The organism is Okeania sp. KiyG1 (assembly GCF_014132355.1).
Lineage (GTDB): Bacteria > Cyanobacteriota > Cyanobacteriia > Cyanobacteriales > Microcoleaceae > Okeania.
Genome location: NZ_BLZO01000033.1, coordinates 83401 through 104720, shown reverse-complemented (window position 1 = coordinate 104720; position 21320 = coordinate 83401). Strand labels below are relative to the sequence as shown.

Here is a 21320-nt window from a genome sequence, read left to right as displayed (position 1 = left end):
TAACTATTGTCCAATAGATAAATAGTAATAATTGTGAAACAGGGCGATCGCTTTCTGTGCAGAGCAATAACTATTGTCCAATAGATAAATAGTAATAATTGCGAAACAGGGCGATCGCTTTCTGTGCAGAGCAATAACTATTGTCCAATAGATAAATAGTAATAATTGCGAAACAGGGCGATATAACTGTCGAATGGATGTTAAGAACGCTACTTTCATGCAACAAAGCCCTATGTTATTATAAGTTATGGAATTTCCTTTATTATGAGCGAGTCCTATCCGCAAAATCTTCTTAATCTAATTTTAATGAGGTCTTACAAAAATGTCTAGTGAAGCACAAGCACAAGTAATTGCGAACGGTAGTAGTTTGATTAATACTGATTTTGCAGGTGATGACGCTCCTTGCCCTGTATTTCCTAATGTTGTAGGAGAACCAAATTCAGATGATAGTAAGATTCCAACGATTTCCTCTGTTAGTCCGGTCTTGTCCATCAACCAACTTGATGATTTATTTGATTTTGCTAATCTCGATCGCTCCGTAGAATTAGCTAGTCAATTAGCAGTACAACATCCGAAGTCTCTGTACTTATTTATGCAGCGATATACTCATTTTAACGGCTATGCAGGTAGCTTAGTCGCTCGTTTAGCTAGTTCAATTGGCTTGTCTCGTCATCTGTTCAATAGTTCCTCAAATCCTGTTGTAGATGAAGCTGACCGAGGATTAGAAATTGCAGCAAAAGTATTTGCAGCGACCATTGATGAACACTCTGATCGAGGTGCAAAATTTGTACCTCACCGTACTTTAGCGCAAGCAACTCTAAGAGCTGTTGGTGATTATGCTAGCCTAACGGTGGACGAGCGAAACACTTTTTCTATGCTCCCAGATTGGATGTTAGAAATTTTAGATAAGACAGTTCAAGGATATCAAGGGGTACCAGGTAATGTTATTGAACTAATTCGCGCCATAGGATTTCATGCAGCATCGGAAGTGCTTGCTCATCGCGAATACTCGATTATTGATAAAGTTGTCAGACACGACAACCGTAATCTTGGTTTTGATGCTTACCTTCGTCAAATCAATGGGAAGGTTGAAGTTGAGCAAGGTCAGTTTAGTCCCTGGTATTGGATTGTAATTCACGGTAAACATCAAGGTGTTGGGGTCGAAGCTGAACATTTTCAGTTGGCACTTGAAGCTCTTGATTTAGTTGCAAAATATAGAACTGAGTCAGATAGGGAAATTCAAAAATTGGCTTTACAAGGTTTTTCAGAGTTTGTGGCTATTCAACAAAAGCTTTTTCAGGAAATTTCGCAAGAATGTTCTGAGTTGCTGATATCAAATCCGGTTAAACAGTTATAGAATGCTTAAGTCTCTAGGAGTCAGGAGTCAGGAGTCAGGAGTCAGGAGTAGAAAGATAAGACAAGATGAGCGTAGTTATGGCAATGGTCGAATTTTTTTTATGTCCAATTAAACGGATTTGATCTGAAACAGAAAAACAGGCGCTCAGAAGTTAGCCGGAGTGTTTTAACCCCTGGTTGAATAACGACACGCGGATTTTAACCTGTAGTTACGGAAATATTGTGGTTTAAAGCCTCCCCTTTTAAGGGGATAATAAATAAAAGTTTTCCTGTTCGTCAATCCTATCCGTTTTCAAGGAGAGGTAATTCTAAATTCGCGCATTCTAAATTCTAAATTCTTGAATTTCCGGTCTGGCTCTCAATATACTTCCTAACTGTCTGTGTAGAGTAAGCTACAGAGAGTCATTTGACTTAATTTGCTTACTCTTTTTTATACTCTGGAAAAATATTAAAGCCATTATACATCTAACTTGCAACTAATAAATATATTATCTCTTTAATTAGCAGTAGTTTTTAAGATTTACCCTGGCAAAAACCATGTTTTTAAGTATAATTATGTTAATTGATTATCAATTTTAGATTGTTTAGTGCTTAAAATTATATTGAAAAAGCTATTTTTGTCAATAAAAAAATAAATGTTTTTGAAAGTTAACAAAAGTAACTCTTGATACTAAAACCCTTTTAAAAGTTGTGATATTTTGAAACTAAGGTTGCAATATAACGACCATTAAAGACTAAAAAAAAGTCACTATTATTAAAAAGCGTTTCCTGACGGAATGCTGCGCAAACAGCAGTTCAGCAATCAGCAGTCAGCAGTCAACTTTGCGCGGAAAGCAGAGAATTCGGGAACGGAAAGGGGATTTAAACCCCTCCTAAAATTAAGCGACAAGCTAGAAGTAGGGGACGTTTTACCCAAGCTTTTCAGTCCTAAATTTTACGCAAACAGATACCTAATTGCGCAAATTTTTAGGCTGATAGCTGATAGCTGATAGCTAATAGCTGATAGCTAGTTAAATAGTAATTACTAAGTCGAAAGAGGGAAATAACTATGAGTCTAAACAAGGAAAAGCATCAATCTCCTCATCATGTTGTCATCGTTGGAGGTGGGTTTGCAGGGCTAGAAGCAGCTCTGAAGCTAGGAAAAGCACCTGTCAAAGTAACCTTGGTTGACAAAAGAAATTTCCATCTATTTCAACCATTACTTTATCAAGTAGCTACAGGCAGTCTTTCTCCCGGAGATATTGCTTCTCCCCTTCGCGGTGTAGTTGCAGAACAGAAAAATACCCATGTTCTGATGGGTGAAGTTGTGGATCTCGATCCCGAACAGAAAAAACTCTTTTTGCGAGATAACGAACTAGATTACGATACATTAATCATGGCTACCGGTGTTAGCCAGAATTATTTTGGAAATGATTGGTCAGAAAAAGCTCCCGGACTAAAAACAGTAGAAGACGCCTTAGAAGTGCGTCGTAGAATATTTGCCTCCTTTGAAGCTGCAGAAAAAGAATCAGATCCAGAAAAAAGAAAAGCACTGTTAACCTTTGCGATCGTTGGTGCAGGTCCAACAGGGGTAGAATTAGCAGGAGCTTTAGCAGAACTAGCTCACACTAAATTAAGAGAAGAATATCGTTCTGTTGATACCAGAGAAGCTCAAATTTACTTAATTCAAAGCGGAGAAAGAATTTTACCTTATTTCAAACCTGCTTTGTCAGCTAAAGCAAAATTAGAACTGGAGAAATTGGGAGTCACTGTGTTGACTAAAACACGAGTGACTAATATAGAAAATAATATCATCACCGTTCGCTCTGGAGAGACAACCCAAGATATTCCCGCTCATACAATATTATGGGGAGCAGGAGTTAAAGCATCACCAATTTCTCAAGCAATATCTAATCGCACAGGAGCAGAATTAGACCGTGCAGGTCGTGTTTTTGTCAATGAAGACCTGACAATACCTGGTTATCCCAACATCTTTGTAATTGGAGACTTGGCTAACTTCTCTCATCAGGGAGACTCACCAGTACCTGGAGTTGCACCAGCAGCAATGCAGGAAGGAGATTATGTAGCGACTCTGATTAAAAAGCGGTTTAAAAATCAGACTTTGCCTCCATTCCACTATACTGACTATGGCAGTTTGGCAGTTATTGGCCGTAACCAAGCCGTTGTACAATATAGAAAAATTCGTTTCTCTGGTTTCCCAGCTTGGGTAGCTTGGTTGTTTATTCACGTTTTCTATATGATTGAGTTTGACAACCAACTCATTGTGATGATTCAGTGGGCCTGGAGTTACTTTACTGGTCAAGGTGGTGCTCGTCTGATCACTGAAAAAGGAAGCAATAAAAATAACGAAAGCGATGGTCGCTATACTCCTCTAGTGACAAGTAAATCATCTGCTGAAGCTTAATTTAATCAGGGAATAGGGAATAGGGAATAGGGAATAGGGAACAGTTGGAAAAACATTTCCTAGTCTAAGATTCATCATCTGCATAAGTCCTAAGCAACTCGTTCCTTGCTATACACCATTTGTAGGGGTTAACGGCCGTTAACCCCTACTATATGTGCTGGTTATGCTTCAACAATTAATAATTAATAATTAATAATTAACAATTATAGCAATGAGCACTGGTATATTTACAAATTGCAGGAGGGGCCAAATAGCTAAAAGTCTTATATTATCGTTTTTTTATTCCCCTCCTGGGAGGGAGGGGCGAGGGTGGGTTCCCTGTTGCCTTCCGGAGCTGTTGCCTGTTGCCTGCGCACAGCGCTATATATCAAATCTGGTAGCATCGGTACAATTCACACCCTGTAGGGGTTTGGTCAGCAAACCCTACAAAACCTGAGTTTTGAGTATGAATGGCGATAGAAATTTTATTACTTAGAAACCAACGGATTTAATATTACCGAAAAATTGGGTATGCGCCTCCCTTTTTAAAGGGATAACAAAAAGAGACTATTCCTTATATCAAGCCTCTTGCTTTCCTAGGTCATGCTGCGCAAACAGCTAGAGGTACTGATAACTGATAACTGAAATGACCTCTCCTTGAAAGAAGGGGACTAACGCTTAAGGAAAATTTTTTCTTTTTATATACTATCTGTTTATCACTATACTTCAATACTTCAATATTCAATCTCCCTCACTCCCCCACTCCCCCACTCCACCACTCTCCCACTCCCCCACTCCCCACTCCCCACTCCCCCACTCCCCACACTCCCCACTCCCCAAACCCTAAATATAGCTTGAAGCTCAGACCGCAAGGCAGTCTCAACCAGTCTATATTCTGCCTGCGCCTGAGATAAAATCTTATCCGCTCCTTCTGTTGTACCTTCACGGGCAATATATTCTAACTTTTTGCAAAGCTCAGACAAATTACTAGCTCCCACAGAAGCACTACTAGATTTCATGCTATGAGCAGACCTTTGTAGTAATTTTGCCTGCTGTTGTTTAATTGCTTGACTCATTTCATCTAACAGTTTAGGTGAATCTTCCAAATAGCAATCAATTACTTCTACTAAAAGTTCTGATTCACCTCCAGCAATTTTCTTCAACTCTTGCAACACTGCTAGATCGATGACTCCCTCTAACTCTGGTTGAGATAAAACATCTTGTTCAGTTGTTGTTTCTGGGATATAGCATTTACTTAAAGCTGTAGTCAATGCTTCTAAGCGAACTGGTTTACTAATATAGTCATCCATACCAGCAGCTAGACAATTTTCCCGATCGCCCTGCATTGCATTTGCCGTCATTGCGATAATACGGGGGCGTTTTTCTTTCTCCCATTCAGTACAAATTTTGTGTGTAGCAGTCAAACCATCCATTTCTGGCATTTGTACATCCATAAATACCACATCATAAGATTGACGACGTAAAGCTACTAATACTTCTAACCCGTTAGCGGCAACATCAGCTCGGTATCCTAAATTTTTGAGAATATTAATTGCTACTTTTTGGTTAACGACGTTATCTTCAGCTAATAGAATTTTCAGAGGTAATTTTTCTGCTAACTTGACATTTGATTGAATTTTAGATTTTTGGGTACTATTAACTATACCCCCTGTCAGAAGACCTACTAAAACTTTTTCTAGTTGAGATTGTTTAATTGGCTTGTTGAGATAAGCAGCAGCATTGATATGAGCATTCTGACTTGAGTATTCTTGGCTGAGAGAACTGAGAAAAACTAAAGGTAATTGTTGACAATTCGGTAACTTGCGAATTTTATTAGCTAGAGTGAAGCCATCCATTTTAGGCATTTGTACATCTAGAATAGCAAAATCAAATTTCTGTCCTGACTGTAATAAATTTATCGCTTCTTGCCCACCACTCACAGCTTGAGAAATCATACATAAAGATTCTGCTTGAAGTGTTAGCACTTGCCTGTTAGTAGCATTGTCATCTACAATTAACAAATGTTTATTTTTAATATTGTTTCAGTTTCTGAATTCTGAGCAAGACATGAATTTTCAGCAACAGCAGTAGCTACTACAGTGAAAAAGAAAGTCGAACCAACTTCTGCTTCACTTTCTACCCACATCTTTCCTCCCATAATTTCACTTAACCGCTTGCTAATAACTAACCCCAATCCTGTGCCACCATAGTTACGGGTTGTAGAAGCGTCAACTTGACTGAAAGGTTTGAACAGACGATCCATACGATCTTGAGGAATACCAATACCAGTATCTTTAACCGCAAATTGTATTTCGTAGATAGGAGAGCAGGGAATATTTGATTCTAGACATTCTGTTCGTTCGGGAATGGGACAACCCATTTTTGGCGAAGAGTCTAAATCTTGATTTTGAGGTGAAGCTGTTACTGATACTACTACTTCCCCAGTTTCTGTAAATTTGACTCCATTGCTGAGGAGATTAACTAATACTTGACGTAATCGAGTTACATCTCCTACTATAAGCTCGGGAGTTTGTGATTGTATTAGATAAGCTAGCTCTAATTTTTTTTCAGCTGCTTTTGGAGCTAACAAATCTAGACATTCTTCTATACAGTTTCGGAGATTAAAAGGTTGTTCCTCTAAATCTAGTTTACCAGATTCAATTTTAGAGAAATCAAGAATATCATTAATTAAGATCAACAAACCATCTCCACTGTTGCGGATAACTTCGACAAAATCTTGCTGTTGTGGGTTTAGCTCTGTGTCTAACAGTAAACCTGTCATCCCAATAACTGCATTCATTGGAGTCCGGATCTCGTGGCTCATTGTAGCGAGAAATTCACTTTTGGCTCGGTTAGCAATTTCTGCTTCTTCTTTAGCAGCTCTGCTTCGGTCTTCTGCTTGTTTCTTCTCTGTAATATCTGTTATTGTGCCAACAGCACGATAGGGTTTACCTGATTCGTCACAAATACGTTGTCCTTTGGTCAATATCCAGACATAATGTCCATCCCGATGTTTGATGCGATGGTTATTCTGAAAACGTTCTGTTTCCCCTGATAAATGTGCTTCTACATCTGTGATAGTTGCTTCTAGATCGTCTGGATGTATATTATCTGACCAAGTAGATAAAGTGTGAGGAAGTGGATCGTCTTCGTAACCAATAATTCTCATCCAGGTAGGTGAATAGTAAACCTGATTTGTTTGTATATCCCAATCCCAAATACCATCGTTTGTACCAGATATAGCAAGTGCATAGCGTTCTTCGCGATCGCTCAAAATAGATTCTATCCGGCGACGTTGCAGAATTTCTGCACTGAGGTCTTGATTTTTTTTATGTAGTTCCTGAGTCCTTTCTTTGACTCGGTTTTCTAGAGATTCATTTGTGTGCTTAATTTCAGTAAAATTTTCCTGTAAAGCTAATACCATTGACTGAAAGTTAGCCGTGAGAGCATTAATTTCTGCGATTCTACTCTTTCGTGGCAAACCTATAGGAATTTCTTGATACAGCAGCTTTTGAGGTAAGTCTGTAGTAACTTGTGTTAGTTTTAACAACGGCGTTACTAATCTTTTACTGACCAGGACTGATATGATTAATCCTACCACTGCAATTATTTGCATTGTCACCAGATTTTTAATATAACTCGTTTCTAAAAAGTCTATGTAGGGTCCTGTGGGTAAGGTGACATATAGAGTCCAAGGAAGATCGGCACTAATTTGTATCTTTTTTCCATATAAAGATTTTTTCCATCGTTTCATCTCTGGCATTCCTGGTGTTGTTGGTTGCCACTTAAAGATATCTCCATTATATTCCACATTTCCTGTTTCCAGTAAGTCAAATTTTTTCTCCGTAGTTACCTCTGAGTTACTCTCAGTAATGATATATCCTTCGCGATCGACCAGTACTGTTTCTATTTCTTTTACTTGAGTATTTAGTTGCTGGAGTTTATCTAACTCAGCTATGTCTAGAGAAGCATGAGCTATTCCCTTGAAGCTATTATCTTTGACTATTGGTATTACTATATCTATATGGGGTGCAGTAGATGGTCGTGCTATATGAATATCTATAACTTGTGGTTGCAATTCTGTAGCGAGTTTGCTCCAAGGGTACTGTTCGGATATGTTCAAGTTGAGTAATGATTCTCCAAATTCATTAAATGCTGGTTCAGCAGCAATTATATTCCCCTTAGCATCAGTAACATATACTCTTAAAAAGAGCTAAATGCTTTTTTCATTACTAATGTACTTTGTTGGAAAGTAAATACTTCATTATCAGGTACTTGAGCTGCTATTTTTGCCAACTCTTCAACAGCGTACAAGTGCTTTTGATACCAAAACTTTAAATTATTTACCAGAGGAATTGTTGCTGCATTCAGTTCTTTTTGAATATCTTTTTCTACTATTGTCAGTATATGTTGTCCATTAAATATTGTGAGGATTAAAGCGGGTAATAAAATAAATGCGATTAATAAGTTAAAAATAGTTTGTTGAAAAGAGATTCTTTTGTAAGATTGAGATAATTTCAACAGTTGACGTATGGGTAAATAACTGACAATTAAGTTAGCAATTAAGGCGTTCAAGAAGCCATTAATTGACTGCTTCATCATAATTAATACAGTTTGTGTTGTACCTACGTTCAACACTAATCCGTAAAGTAATACTGCTAGAGGCATCCCCATTACAAGCCAATATATTCCATTTAGCAAGACTATATTTTGCAGACGGCGACGCTTTAACATTATTCCCACAAACATAGCTTCCAGAGTAAAGGTAATGATCGCATAGGGATGGTGCCAGAGGAAGTATGTGTGGCTACTGACAATTAAGGCGGCTATTGTTCCCCATATAGCTCCATAGAGTTCGACTATAATAAAAACTGCAATACTACCGAAGAGAAAATCTACCCCAAAGAATAAAGGTAATTTGAAATAGTTCCCTAAATAACCTAAGATTATTAGTAATATCAATCCAAATTTGCTTGTCAAGCTAGATTTTTTAGTAATTTTTTATTTTTGTGGAAAAAATTCATTTTTTTAAACTTTGTTTTTGGTAGTTCTCAAAATTATATTAAATTACATTTAACTTGATGGTATTCAAGTTGTCTAAATTGGGAGAATTAAGCTCCTTCAATAATTGATAATTGATAATGGATAATTGATAATTACCTCTCCCTAAAAGGAAGAGGATTGAATCAAAGGAAAATTTTTTCTCTCTTGGTCGATTGGATATGGCGCAGGTTTCCTCGCCATCCCTCGACCGCTTGTTTCTCCTTAAAAGGAGAGGCTTTAAACCTTAATTATTCGGTAATAATTCATAAATTTGAACAATTAATATTATCTTAACTGTCTTAATATGTAAGCATTTCCTACGGAATGCTGCGCAAACAACCGTCAGTTATCAGTACTTCCCTGCGGGATGCTACGCAAACAGCTATTACTTTTAGTTTGAGATAAAATCTTTACTAATTGAGATAGAATTTATATTTACTATCAAAGTCTGCTAAAACAGTCTATATTCATTTAAACCCCCTCATGATAGCTAATAGATGACAGCTAATAGCTGTTTGCGCAGCATTCCGCAGGAAATGCTTACCTTAATATTAATCTATTAATGAAAAAATAGCTACAGAGATAAGCTGATAATTTGTAAGCAAACAGCAGTCAGCTAGCCTCATAAAGTCGGAACTTTCCGTTTGTCATGCTACGCAAACGTTAACAGCTATCAGCTTTATTACCTTTAGTGGACAATTTAATCTCGTTGTTCTTGTGCTTCAATTCTTTGTTGAAAAATGTACAGGACTTATATCATGTCCGGTTAAATACTTATTATTAAAATAGTAGGGGAGCGGGTAGGGACGTTGCATAAGGGCGTCCGTACGGGGAGTAGGGGAGTAGGGGAGTAGGGAACCCACCCCTCGCCCCTCCCCGACCGTGGAGGGGAAAATAGAAAGATTTACTGTTTAAGCACTCATGATAAGTTTTTTCATCACTAATTATCCGGACATGATATTACACAAAATATCAAATTATACACCATCTGTAGGGGCGTTAACGATAGTTATGCGCAAGCTTTCGGCCGTTTGCTTGCGCATACTCCGCAGGTGCCCCTACTAGATATGGTGGTTATGCGTAAGTCCTGATGTATAGCGCTGTGCGCAGGCAACAGGCAACAGGCAACAGGCAACAGGGGGAATCAGTTGACGATAACATAAGACTTTTAGCTATTTGGCCTCTCCTGCAATTTGTAAATATACCAGCGCTCATTGCTATAGTAGAAGTTAAGCAAGTGCTTGCTTCATTCATTTTTATTGCGCTCGAGCTGACTGCTAATAGCTGTTTGCGCAGCATTCCGCAGGAAATGCTTACGATAATTTGGTTAAGGTTCTGATAAATTTCTCCCTATTCCCTATTCCCTATTCCCTATTCCCTATTCCCTCTTTTGGAGGATATCTCTATAGATGTATTTATTGTTGATAATTCATCATTTTGATTTCGATGATGAACTACCAACAATAACTTACAAATATTAACTTCTGAGATTTACTTGAAATTTATCAACCAAAGCATCTCGAACCTTTTGCTGAATTGGGTCAATATCTGCATCCGTAAGAGTACGATCGCTCGTCCGATAAATTAACCGAAATGCTAAACTCCTTTGACCTTCGGGTACATTTTCACCCCGATATTCATCAAATAATTCTATTGACTCTAATAACTTTCCAGCAGACTCAGAAATTACCTGTTTAATCTCATTCACAGACACCTCAACTGACACAAAAAAAGCAATATCTCGGTCAGCAGGTGGGAACGTAGAATAACCGCTAAACTTGCGCCTCAACATATCTGCTTGAGTCATCACTGACAAAAGTAGCTCTAAATTTAGTTGAAAAACATAAACCTCATCTGGTAACTCTCGCTCCTGTCGTAGTTGAGGATGTAATTGCCCGAATACACCAAGTGACTTACCCTCCAACCATAATGACGCTGTTCTCCCTGGATGCAACAAAGGATTTTCTGAGCTTTGTTTATACTCAACTGCTAAATAGAGTCGTTCAAACACTTGTGTCAAAATACCTTTAGCTTCAAACCAACTTAAAGGTTGTTCCCCACCACCTAGAGTCCAACTTTTGGGAGCATTACTAATAATTCCAGCGATCGCATCTGCTTCCTCAAAATTTTCTCCCTGTTTCCAGAAAATACGACCTATTTCAAACCCATTTAATGCTCCATTTCCTTGTTCGAGATTATATTGAAAAGCATCAATAAGTCCAGTTAGTAACTCTGTACGGAGAGCAGAATATTCCACAAATAGAGGGTTAGCGATCGCTATTTGATTTTCCTCACCTTGCTTAACCAAAGAATAGTGCATCAATTCAGTTAACCCAGCTCCACGGAAAGCCGCTCTGAGCTTCAGCACCGCAGACTGTTCCGGTGGTAAATAACCCGCAGCACTTTTGCTAGGTAGAGTTTCGCAGAAATTATCATATCCATACAAACGGGCAACTTCTTCTATAAGATCGATTTCCCGTTCTAGGTCTCGATAACGATACGGAGGTACTGTCACATTCCAAACTACCTCCTCTGTAGTTTCCGATTTAATTAAACCACATCCTAAAGAAGTGAGAATACCTTCCACTTCTTCTGGTTGGAGAAAAGATTCATACAAAGTATCTTCTCCGCGCTTCAGTGGTCCTAAAACTTCATTAATTCGGTTGAGACGGAGGGATAATTCGCGAGTTACTGTCAGATGCTCTGCTGTAGTGCTAAAAGTTTCTTGAGTAGTAGTCTTTCCACCAGCTAATTCAGTAATCAACATAATAGCACGACGGCAGGCCAATGCTAATTCAGCTTGATTAACCCCGCGTTCATATCTAGTTGATGCTTCTGTACGCAAACCTTGAGTCCGAGCTGAACGACGGATAGCGATCGGAGCAAAAATTGCTGCTTCCAATAATAGGTTTGTGGTATTGTCATTAACTTCCGTTTCTTCTCCACCCATTACCCCAGCTAAAGCCACTGGTTTATCATTGGCCGTAATTAATAATGTTTCAGCTTCCAGGGTGCGCTTTTGACTATCTAGGGTAGTCAGAGATTCGTCAGACATTGCATAACGAACTCCTATTGTCAACTGCTCATTACCTGTCAGAGTTATTAACCTATCTAGGTCAAACCCATGAAGCGGTTGACCCCACTCTAACAAAATATAGTTAGTAACATCTACTACATTATTGATAGACCGGATACCTGCAGCATCCAATCGTTGTTTTAACCATCCTGGAGAAGAAGCAATTTTTACTCCTTCAATGACAGTACCAATATAGACCGGGCAAGCTGCCGACTCTGAGATATCTATTTTCAGACTGCAGGAGCTTTCTTGGCCTGTAATCAGAGTGCCAGACGCTTCTGGTATTCTCAGAGATGCTCCTGTTAAGGCAGCCACTTCTCGAGCAACGCCAATCATACTGAGAGCATCAGCACGATTTGCCGTTGTTGTCAAGTCTAAAATGACATCATTTAGCCCAAGTAAAGGCCGAACATCACTGCCTAACTGTGGATTTTCTAACTCAAATATATGAATTCCTTCAGAATCTTTTGTTAAGCCCAATTCTGCCAAGGAGCAAATCATCCCTTCAGAGGGGACACCTCGTAGTTTACTCTTTTTAATTTTTAAGTCAATTTTCGACAAATAAGTACCAATAGTTGCTACTGGCACATAAATATCGGCTTTAGCATTCGCCGCTCCACAGACAATATTTAATGGCTCTGCTTTACCAATGTCTACTTGGCAAACTTGGAGTTTATCAGCATTAGGATGCTTATTAGCTTCTAGTATTTTTCCTACAACTACCCCGGTTGCCCAGGTACTTCGATCTTCTATTTCTTCTACCTCGAAACCTGCCATTGTCAGAGTTTCGGCTAAATCTTCTGGAGAAATTTTGATGTCTACCAGTTCCCGCAACCAGTTCAGAGAGATACGCATTCTTTAGTAATTCCCGATCTTGAGGCACAGTAGAGCAAGATATTTGCTCTTAGGCCATATTTATAACTTCAAGTAACATTTTATCTCTCTGGTGGGTGGCAGGGCTGTTTCATTCTAAATTTTGGCGTTTCTCTCAAAGCCTGATGGGGAGACAGTTATGGGCAGTTCTACTTCTTTGGGTGAAAAGTCCACTTTTAATCATAAATTAAAAGTCTCCATCCCCGTGTCCCCGTGTCTCCGTGTCTCCGTGTCTGGTGCGTCCCCGTGTCTATCGAGAATGAAACAGTCCTGGGTGGGTGGGGTCATAATTTGTCAAACTTTTAATTTATCTATAGGGAATGCCGCGCTTTCTCGTAGAGCAGCGTCGGGAGGATGTCAATGTCGGCCTTGATGGTCAATGAGATATGGCAAAGAAACCGTTATTTGTTTTATGATCGATACAGGGTTCCCTTACTATTCCCTTTTCCCTATCTCAATTAAATGTTAAGTTAATTGAGATAGGTACTTAAATTTTGGGCGTGGGAGTGGAATAAGTGAGTTTAAGACTCCCAACAAATCATTAATTTGGTAGTATTTAGTTAGTAGTTGGCCTTAACCAGCCACTAATTCATTTTGTATGCCAATACTTCCTTTAACGGTTAGATCTTTATTCCTAACTTCTAACTTCTTGTTCCAGCATCACAAAAGGTAAAAGTTACAAATGTTACTTTATTAATTACTAATTCACTCAAATGACTATCAGTTAAAATTCTTAACCTATATGTATCTACTTTTGACTTTTGTGGAGTTTGCAGATACAGAACTCAAAAGTCATATTAATGCTTTCGAGTAACTCATTAGTATTACGGATAACTACTTCTGATTTTGAATACTTGGTACTTCTACTTTTCTATCCTGGCTAAAATATCTTTTCTGATTCTGGAAATATTTGATTTAGAGGTCAACTTAATCTTAATCAAGAATTTTTTGATTTGAGATGATTTGGCAAAATAACTATAAACTTTAATCATATTATCATCCCACTATTACATAACTATAATGTAATATATCTAGATTATTAAGTTAATTATTTAAAATCAACCTATTTAACAAATGTTTAGCATATCTATCTCTTGTTTAGGAAATATATGTAACTATACTATGAACTATATATCTGGACTCACCAAGCCGGGACTACGATAGATGTATGAAATTTTAGAGAATAAGTTTTGTGTAAATCCAAATAAATTGGCCTTTGTTTAGTGAAATTAGTGTTGAAGAGATTAGTTATTAAAAGAAAAATTTCAATTAATATTTTTGCATAATATGAGCTACTGTATAAACCCTGCCTGTCCTCAACCTCAGAACCCAAATAGTGTAAATAGATGTCAAGCTTGTGGTTCAGAGTTAATTTTACGCGATCGCTATCAAATTATTCAACCTCTTGGTAAAGGAGGTTTTGGAGCAACTTTTTTATCTAAGGATACCTCATTACCAGGATCTCCAATTTGTGTAATCAAGGAATTGCGTCCATCGACAACAACACCAAGTGTATTAGAGATGTCGCGAAAACTATTTGAGCGAGAAGCTGAAACTCTGGGAAAAATTGGCCATCATCCCCAAGTACCCAGATTATTAGGTTATTTTGAGTGGAAGAAACATTTTTATTTAGTTCAAGAATATGTGAGTGGCTCAACATTAAAACAGGAAGTCAAAAAACAGGGTATACTCGATCAAGAACAAGTTAAGCAATTTTTGATTGAGATATTGCCAGTAATAAGTTATATCCACAGTCAGGAAGTAATTCACCGAGACATTAAACCTGCTAATATCATTCGTCGGAGTCAGGATGGTCATTTAGTTCTGATCGACTTCGGTGCAGTTAAAGATCATGTTAATCAAACTCATCTTGCCAGTGGTGGTACAGGAGAAACTGCTTTTACAAATATTTCTATTGGTACTTCTGGTTTTGCTCCACCAGAACAAATGGCTTTGCGACCTGTATACGCAAGTGATATTTATGCTCTAGGAGTAACTTGCATTTTTCTGCTGACAGGAAAAACTCCAAACGGCCTTGGTTACGACCAGATCAATGGTGAAATTCTCTGGCGTCCTCTTGTTAATATTAGCGACTGGTTTGGGAAAATATTGGAGAAAATGCTAGAAGTTTCCGTGCGACATCGCTTCCAGTCAGCAGAAGAACTTTTAACAGCATTGAAGACAAAAGAACCTGAGAAAAAGCAGGTTGAACCGACCTCAAATAGTCTAAATACTGCATTTAGAGAAGAGCCAAAAGAGCCAACAGTTTTTCATGAACATGAAAATGATTTGTCCTGGATGTCTCCTAATACTCAAGTTGCTCAAAAAATTCGAGAACGTAAAACTCGTATAGAAAAAAAACCTGCAACTCGATCTCTACCTCAGATGAAGATGAGGAAAGAAGTTACTAAAGGGTATTTGACGACAGTTTCTCCAAAAAAGACAACAGCAGAATTAAACTCTAAAACTCCAGAAAAATGGACTGCTGCAACCTTGCGTAGTGCTTATGTTAAAGGTAGAAGAGATTTTGCTGATTGTAATTTAAGTCGCCTAAATTTGCGTAATGCCAAGTTGTCTGGGGTGAATTTTTATGGAGCTAACTTGCATCAAAGTGATTTGCAAGGTGCAGATCTGTCTGATGCTAATCTTGGTCATGTTAATTTAACTAATACTGTTCTGAAAAATACAAATCTGACTAAGGCTTATTTAAGTACAGCTAGTTTGGCAGGATGCGATCTGAGGGATGCAGACCTGACAAATGCTTATTTGAGTGGCGCGAACTTACGAGGAGCAAATCTGTGTGGTACTAATCTCACTAATGCAATGGTCAATGACAGACAACTAGATATGGCAAAAACTAATTGGCGGACAATTATGCCCAACGGTAAAAGAGGTTCGGGATTGTGACATACTCCCACACTAACCATTCAGTATAGTGTGGGCTCTCTCGCTTCGTAGTCCTGTTATTGCATAGGACAAGCGCGTGCTTTAAGCCTACATTCCGCACGACAAAATATAGCATAAAAATATAAGTCAAAAGTCAAAAGTCAAAAGTCAGAAGTCAGAAGTCAAAAGTCAAAAGTCAAAAGTCAGAAGAAAATTATAGTGGTCAATGGGAGTCAATAATTCAGTAAGTATTTATGCTTAATATTTAACTGAAAATTTGACTTTTGAGAAGTAATTTATACAGTTTTTAATGTTACAAACTGACGTGCGGAATGTGGGTTATAGACATGGTTGTGCAGAAAATATTTTGGAATTAGGGATAAAGAATGACTGAGAATAGTAGAAACCCACGTCTAATGGCGTGGGATATTCTTAGTAATATCATGTCCGGTTGAATACTTATAAATCAGGGAGTAGGCAGTAGGGAAAAGATAGAGATTTGCCCTCCCTTGTGACAGGATAGTTTTTTTCATCACGCTCTTATCCGGACATGATATAAGCTCAAATTTTATACTTTTCGAGCAAAATCTAATGGCTTCCTGCCCATGTAACCCATTTACGAGAAACACCTAAATGAGAGCTAGCTACACTTAGTTCTGCTTGATTAACATTTGCTTCTGTCAAATCTGCGCCACTCATTTCTACTTCACTCAGGTTTGCTCCAATTAAGTCTGCACCAGTAAGATTAGTACTGCGCAGGTCTGCTCGATTCAAATTAGCTCGTGCTAGGTTTGCTCCTGTCAAGTCAGCACCGATGAGATTAACATCACTTAAATTCGCGCTACGCAAGTCTGCATAACTCAGATCGGCACCAGATAAATTTGCTTGACTTAACTCAGCTCCACTTAGTTTTGCTCCACTTAAGTCAATACCACTTAAATCAGCTTGATTTAGATTAACCATAGTCAATTTTACCCCACGCAAATTTGCATTACTGAGGCAAATTCCTCGGAAATAACGTTTTCCTATAGAGTAGCGACTGAGGAATTTTTGAGCATCCATATTTTTTAACTCCGTTTGATAAAATTAGTTTTTTAAAGATGGTTATAGCAGAAGGAAGAAGTGGTGCGATCCCGCGTCGGCGGCAGACGCAAGGGAATGCGCACCAAGAGAGGAAGAAGGAAAAGTATTATTTTGTTTGAGTTTTAAACTTTTGAACTGTCCGCACCCTTTGCTTTGACTGCTATATATTTTTTATAGTGGCAGAAACATGAAAAAATGTAGCTAAAACTACACAAAAGTTTAAAATTTTATAAATTTGTATGAAGCTTGATTTATATTATGAAGGGAGGAGTCAGGATTCAGGAGTCATATCAAATCCTTTAGCATCGGTGTAATTAGATAAAGAGTGTGGGGAAATGGCGAGTGTATCAGTGCGAGCGTCTCGCTCGCGAGTGGGGAGTGTGGGGAGATGGGGACCCACCCCTACTGCTCCCAGGAGGGGAATATGGAGAAAGATTTGGTAATAATTGAAGATGGAACATTTTTTTATACCGAATAAAGAAGTAAACATAGGAACAAGCAATTCCTAGCATCCTACCCGCAAGGGAGCAAGATGCTCCCACTACCGTGTCTGATAACAAAAATAATTACAATGTACCACTACCACTTTTTTTATCATACAGCGGTTTTCCAATAGACATCTGGCGGTCATAAAAAATCAAATCAATTATTGCACTCTTATTTATCAATTCTTTTCCCCCTACTCCCTACTCCCTACTCCCTACTCCCTACTCCCTACTCCCTACTCCCTAACTCAATTTCAATTTCCACCAATCTTCTAATAAGGTGTACAAAACAGGAACTACAATTAAACTCAACAAAGTAGAAGTAGTTAACCCTCCAATAATTGCTACAGCTAGAGGTTGTCGTAATTCTGCTCCTGCTCCTAATCCCAAGGCGATCGGCAACATTCCTAAAACTGTTGAACTTGTTGTCATTAAAATGGGTCGCAGTCGTACTAACCCAGTTTGCAAAATAGCTTGTCTGCGGTCTAACCCTGACTGACGCAGTTGATTAATATAATCCATTAACAACAGAGCATTTTTATCCAGTAAACCGAGGAGAAAAATTAGACCGAGCAGGGAAATAACGCCAAAATCACTCTGAGTAAATAATAATCCTAACATTGCCCCCACAATAGATAAAGGTAAACACAAACCTACGACCAAGGGTTCTAAAAATCTACCAAAAAGTAACACTAAGACTGTCAACATACATACAACAGAGAAACCTAAAGTCACAAAAAAACTACCAAAGACTTCTCCTACTCTCAAAGAATCTCCACCTAAGTCTAATTTGACACCAGGAGGTAAAATTGGTTGAGCTATTTCTACTGCTAAATCTATAGCATTCCCTAATCCTAAACCCTCAGAAAGATTAGCTGTAATATAGATAACTTGCTTTTGACTGCGGTGAGTTATTTCCATCGGGTTATCGAAATTATTATTATACTGAGGCGCAATAGTTAAATCGACAAATCCTGGTATTTTGGCAATTTGAGTTTGAATTTTTTGAGCTGTATTGTAGAGAGTTTCTAGATTATCTCCTAATAGCATTATTTCAAAAGGTTTTCCAGCACCAGTCTCAACAAATGGAATATCCTCAACACTAATACTAATATTTTTTAAATCAGATAAAGCTTTACGAGTTTGTTCTTGTATTTGGGCAGTAGTTAGCGATCGCTCTTTTTTAAGTTTTACATATATTTTACCACGATTTGGTTCGCCCTGGAAACCTGCAATACTAAATACTGATTCTACTTCTGGGGAGGATAAAACAATTTCCTCGATATTTTGCGCTATTCTACGAGATTTTCTTAAAAGTATTCTAGTGGGAGATTTGGTTAGATCGCTAATCCAATTAAATGCTCCTTCAGCAAAAATTGAGTTATCGGGAGGTTCTGGAGTTACTTGGGGAGAGGGAGTATTTTCAGTATTTTTAGCAAAATTAGGTAGAGGGTAAGTGTAGGTAATATTAAATTCTCCTCGGTCTAGTTGTGGTACTAAACCTTTAGGAATTAGAGGAATCATTGCCACACCAAGGATGAAACTGAGTAAAGCTATTGCTATGACAATTTTTCTATGATCTAGGGACCAGTTAAGTAATTTTTGGTATCGATCAGATAAAGTTTTCTCCAACTGTTGTGTTTGATTGAATAAACTCTCTAGGTTATAAAAAGAACTTCTGACTTCTGAGTTCTGAGTTCTGACTTCATCATAATTTCCTTCTAACTTCTGACTTCTAATTGGTGTTTGATTTAATAAACCATCTTGTTTCAAATAACTTTTGACTTCATTATTATTTCCATCTAACTCTTGACTTCTAACTTCAAACTTCTGACTTCTGACTTCTGACTTCAAACTTCTGCCTTCAAACTTCTGACTTCTGACTTCATTTAACCACCACACTGCTAATACTGGGGATAAAGTGCGGGCAACTAATAAAGAAATTAATACTGCTGCGGAAACTGTTAAACCAAAGGGTTGAAAAAATTGACCAAGGGTATCTCCCATAAAAGCGACTGGGAGAAATACTGCGGCAATAGTGCAGGTAGAAGCAACAACGGTTAAACCTATTTCATCAGTACCATTGATGGCCGCTTGTTTGGGAGTTTCTCCTGCTTCAAGATGTCTGGCAATGTTTTCCACATCTACAATAGCATCATCAACAATGATTCCAATTATTATTGCTAAGGCGAGGAGGGTAATAGTTTCTAGGTTAAATCCAAATATTGCCATGACAATACAAGTACCTAATAGAGAAATAGGTATTGCTAAAGCTGTAATTATGGTGGCTGAAAAATTCCGCAAGAATGGAAAAATGACTGCTACTGCTAGAATAATTGCTAATAATAAAGCATCAATAGTAGCTTGGGTTGCTTCCTGAATATAGTCTGCTTGAGTTTCTGCTAAGAGGAGTTTTATTTCTGGCAAGTCAGACTGCATTTTTGCTACGGTTGCTTCTACTTTACTTACAGCTTCTAATGTATTGGCATCAGCACGTTTTACTACTTGGAAAGCTATGGCATTTTGATTATTGAAACTGACTAAGGTCGGGAAAGTGTTAGGAAGTGATGTGTCAGTGTCTTTTTGTTTTAAGGAAGAGTCACCAAGTAGATTTACTTTTAAAACTTCTGGTAATTCTGAAATAGTAGGGATAATTTGATTTTGAGCAATGGCAGTTAATTCCCTGAGAGTTTTACTGTCACTAATAATGGCATAGCTAATTGCTGCTGACTCGTTTAGGTCAAGACTGATTATATCTAAGTTAGTTTCTGGAGGGAGGGGTACTTGTTTGAGTGTAGTTTCTACATCTGCTGTTGCTGATGTTAAATTGCTTTGGGTGGTAAAAGCTATGTTGATGACTGCTTGACCTGGATATGTTGAGGAGCGCAATTCATACATCCCTTTTTTTTCAAGGATTTTAACAGCTTTCTCGATGGGAGTTGTAATTTGCGTTTCTGTTTCGATAGTGTTGTCAAAATTTGCTGTTGCTTGTACTACCACTACTGGAAAACTGACTTCTGGAAATAAACCATATTTGAGACTACTAAAGGCAAAAATACCTGCTATTACTACGCTTAACCAAAAACAAATAGTTAACCATGGTTGAGCGATCGCCCATCTGGAAATATTCCAGCGTTGTCGTAGATTTTTTGCTTTAGATTGTTTCATAGGTGGTAGGTGGTAGGTATAAAGTCCTGGAACCGTAATGGTATTAATTGAACTTGGGACAAATTACCTCAGCTCTAATTAAAAGAAAAGAGAGTAGAGATATTTCCTTTGTATAATAGGATAGGTTTTTTCAAAGTACTTGATATAAAACCTACCACCTAATTTATCAACTCTTCAGCACAAATCTCTCCGACTTCTATTAATTCTTCTGGCGTTTCCTCCTTATACTGTTTTGTTCATTAATTTCTGAAATTTTTCTAAGGTATATTGAGATTGAAACTGATTCAAGGTAAAATCACATAGTGTTTCAGCTTGTTCTGTTGATAATCCTTTTGTCAAAGCTTACTAAAATGGTTTATTTATCATACCAAGGTTCTGTTGTCATAATTTTTTCCTCATAAAGTTATTTTTTAAGGAATATGGTTAATTATTTTTATCCCTCAAGATTATCATCGTAAAGAATTAATCTTCAGATGAATTATCCTCTTGTTATTTGTTCAGTAAAATATCTAATTTTCTATCTAGAGTTGTTATGCTAAAATCTCATTTTTAGAGATTACCGAATAATTAATAATTAATAATTAATAATTAATAATTAATAATTAATAATTAAATAATTCTGGTTTAAAGCCGACCCTTTTAAGGGGAAAAAAGCGGTCGTTTGCGGAGCATTCCGTAGGATGGGATGGCGAGGAAACCTACGACATATCCAATCGACCAAGAGAAGAAATAATATTTCCTTATATTCAATTCCGTAACGGTTTTAGCCAGAGGTAATTATCAATTATCCATTATCAATTATCCATTAATGAACATAGACTAATAAATCCTTTTTCTCAAAATAACATGGGTCTAAACTCCAGTTTTAAGGCACAATATTTTTGGAGAGTTGCTCAAATCCTCTACTTCCCCTCCTGGGAGGGGCGAGGGGTGGGTTAACTTCTAACTTCTGACTTCGTTAAAGATA

Annotated in this window: 10 protein-coding genes; 3 read left to right on the top strand and 7 right to left on the bottom strand. The window is 37.8% G+C overall.

The features are described from left to right. Window positions 1-3: 3 nt before the first annotated feature. The gene (locus tag SAGCYANO_RS05395) at window positions 4-219 is read right to left on the bottom strand and encodes a hypothetical protein (RefSeq protein WP_202219126.1); all 216 of its coding nucleotides are present in this window, start codon (window positions 217-219) and stop codon (window positions 4-6) included. Between the two features lie 103 nt (window positions 220-322). Here SAGCYANO_RS05395 and SAGCYANO_RS05390 point away from each other — a divergent pair, with 103 nt between their 5' ends. Beyond that, window positions 323-1357 (top strand): hypothetical protein, encoded by a 1035-nt coding sequence (locus SAGCYANO_RS05390; RefSeq protein WP_202219125.1) that lies wholly within the window; start codon window positions 323-325, stop codon window positions 1355-1357. Window positions 1358-2404: 1047 nt separating this feature from the next. Further along, window positions 2405-3760, top strand: a complete 1356-nt coding sequence (locus SAGCYANO_RS05385; protein WP_202219124.1) for an NAD(P)/FAD-dependent oxidoreductase — start codon at window positions 2405-2407, stop codon at window positions 3758-3760. Between the two features lie 713 nt (window positions 3761-4473). Here SAGCYANO_RS05385 and SAGCYANO_RS05380 read toward each other — a convergent pair. From SAGCYANO_RS05380 to pheT, 4 genes are all read right to left on the bottom strand, one after another. After that, window positions 4474-5760, bottom strand: a complete 1287-nt coding sequence (locus SAGCYANO_RS05380) for a response regulator (protein WP_202219123.1) — start codon at window positions 5758-5760, stop codon at window positions 4474-4476. After that, window positions 5754-7862: a PAS domain-containing hybrid sensor histidine kinase/response regulator gene (locus tag SAGCYANO_RS05375; protein ID WP_202219122.1), complete on the bottom strand. Its 2109-nt coding sequence runs from the start codon at window positions 7860-7862 to the stop codon at window positions 5754-5756. Before SAGCYANO_RS05375 ends, SAGCYANO_RS05380 begins: the two co-directional genes overlap by 7 nt. 80 nt (window positions 7863-7942) lie before the next feature. Then, on the bottom strand, window positions 7943-8701 hold the full coding sequence (locus tag SAGCYANO_RS05370) for a hypothetical protein (protein WP_202219121.1): 759 nt from the start codon (window positions 8699-8701) through the stop codon (window positions 7943-7945). A gap of 1558 nt (window positions 8702-10259) precedes the next feature. Further along, window positions 10260-12713, bottom strand: a complete 2454-nt coding sequence (gene pheT / locus SAGCYANO_RS05365; protein WP_202219120.1) for a phenylalanine--tRNA ligase subunit beta — start codon at window positions 12711-12713, stop codon at window positions 10260-10262. A 1305-nt stretch (window positions 12714-14018) separates the two neighbouring features. Here pheT and SAGCYANO_RS05360 point away from each other — a divergent pair. After that, on the top strand, window positions 14019-15638 hold the full coding sequence (locus SAGCYANO_RS05360) for a serine/threonine-protein kinase (protein WP_202219119.1): 1620 nt from the start codon (window positions 14019-14021) through the stop codon (window positions 15636-15638). Window positions 15639-16205: 567 nt separating this feature from the next. Here SAGCYANO_RS05360 and SAGCYANO_RS05355 read toward each other — a convergent pair. Next, complete coding sequence (locus SAGCYANO_RS05355; protein ID WP_202219118.1) at window positions 16206-16679, bottom strand: pentapeptide repeat-containing protein; 474 nt, start codon at window positions 16677-16679, stop codon at window positions 16206-16208. Between the two features lie 749 nt (window positions 16680-17428). Continuing rightward, a complete protein-coding gene (locus SAGCYANO_RS05350; RefSeq protein ID WP_202219117.1) occupies window positions 17429-20353 on the bottom strand; it encodes an efflux RND transporter permease subunit in 2925 nt (974 codons plus the stop codon). Between the last annotated feature and the right edge of the window lie 967 nt (window positions 20354-21320).

Bases quoted from the DNA above. Each gene is read 5' to 3' on its own strand.
- SAGCYANO_RS05360 (WP_202219119.1), top strand. From the start codon at position 14,019: ATGAGCTACTGTATAAACCCTGCCTGTCCTCAACCTCAGAACCCAAAT.
- SAGCYANO_RS05390 (WP_202219125.1), top strand. From the start codon at position 323: ATGTCTAGTGAAGCACAAGCACAAGTAATTGCGAACGGTAGTAGTTTG.
- pheT (WP_202219120.1), bottom strand. From the start codon at position 12,713: ATGCGTATCTCTCTGAACTGGTTGCGGGAACTGGTAGACATCAAAATT.
- SAGCYANO_RS05355 (WP_202219118.1), bottom strand. From the start codon at position 16,679: ATGGATGCTCAAAAATTCCTCAGTCGCTACTCTATAGGAAAACGTTAT.
- SAGCYANO_RS05385 (WP_202219124.1), top strand. From the start codon at position 2,405: ATGAGTCTAAACAAGGAAAAGCATCAATCTCCTCATCATGTTGTCATC.
- SAGCYANO_RS05395 (WP_202219126.1), bottom strand. From the start codon at position 219: ATGAAAGTAGCGTTCTTAACATCCATTCGACAGTTATATCGCCCTGTT.
- SAGCYANO_RS05350 (WP_202219117.1), bottom strand. From the start codon at position 20,353: ATGAAACAATCTAAAGCAAAAAATCTACGACAACGCTGGAATATTTCC.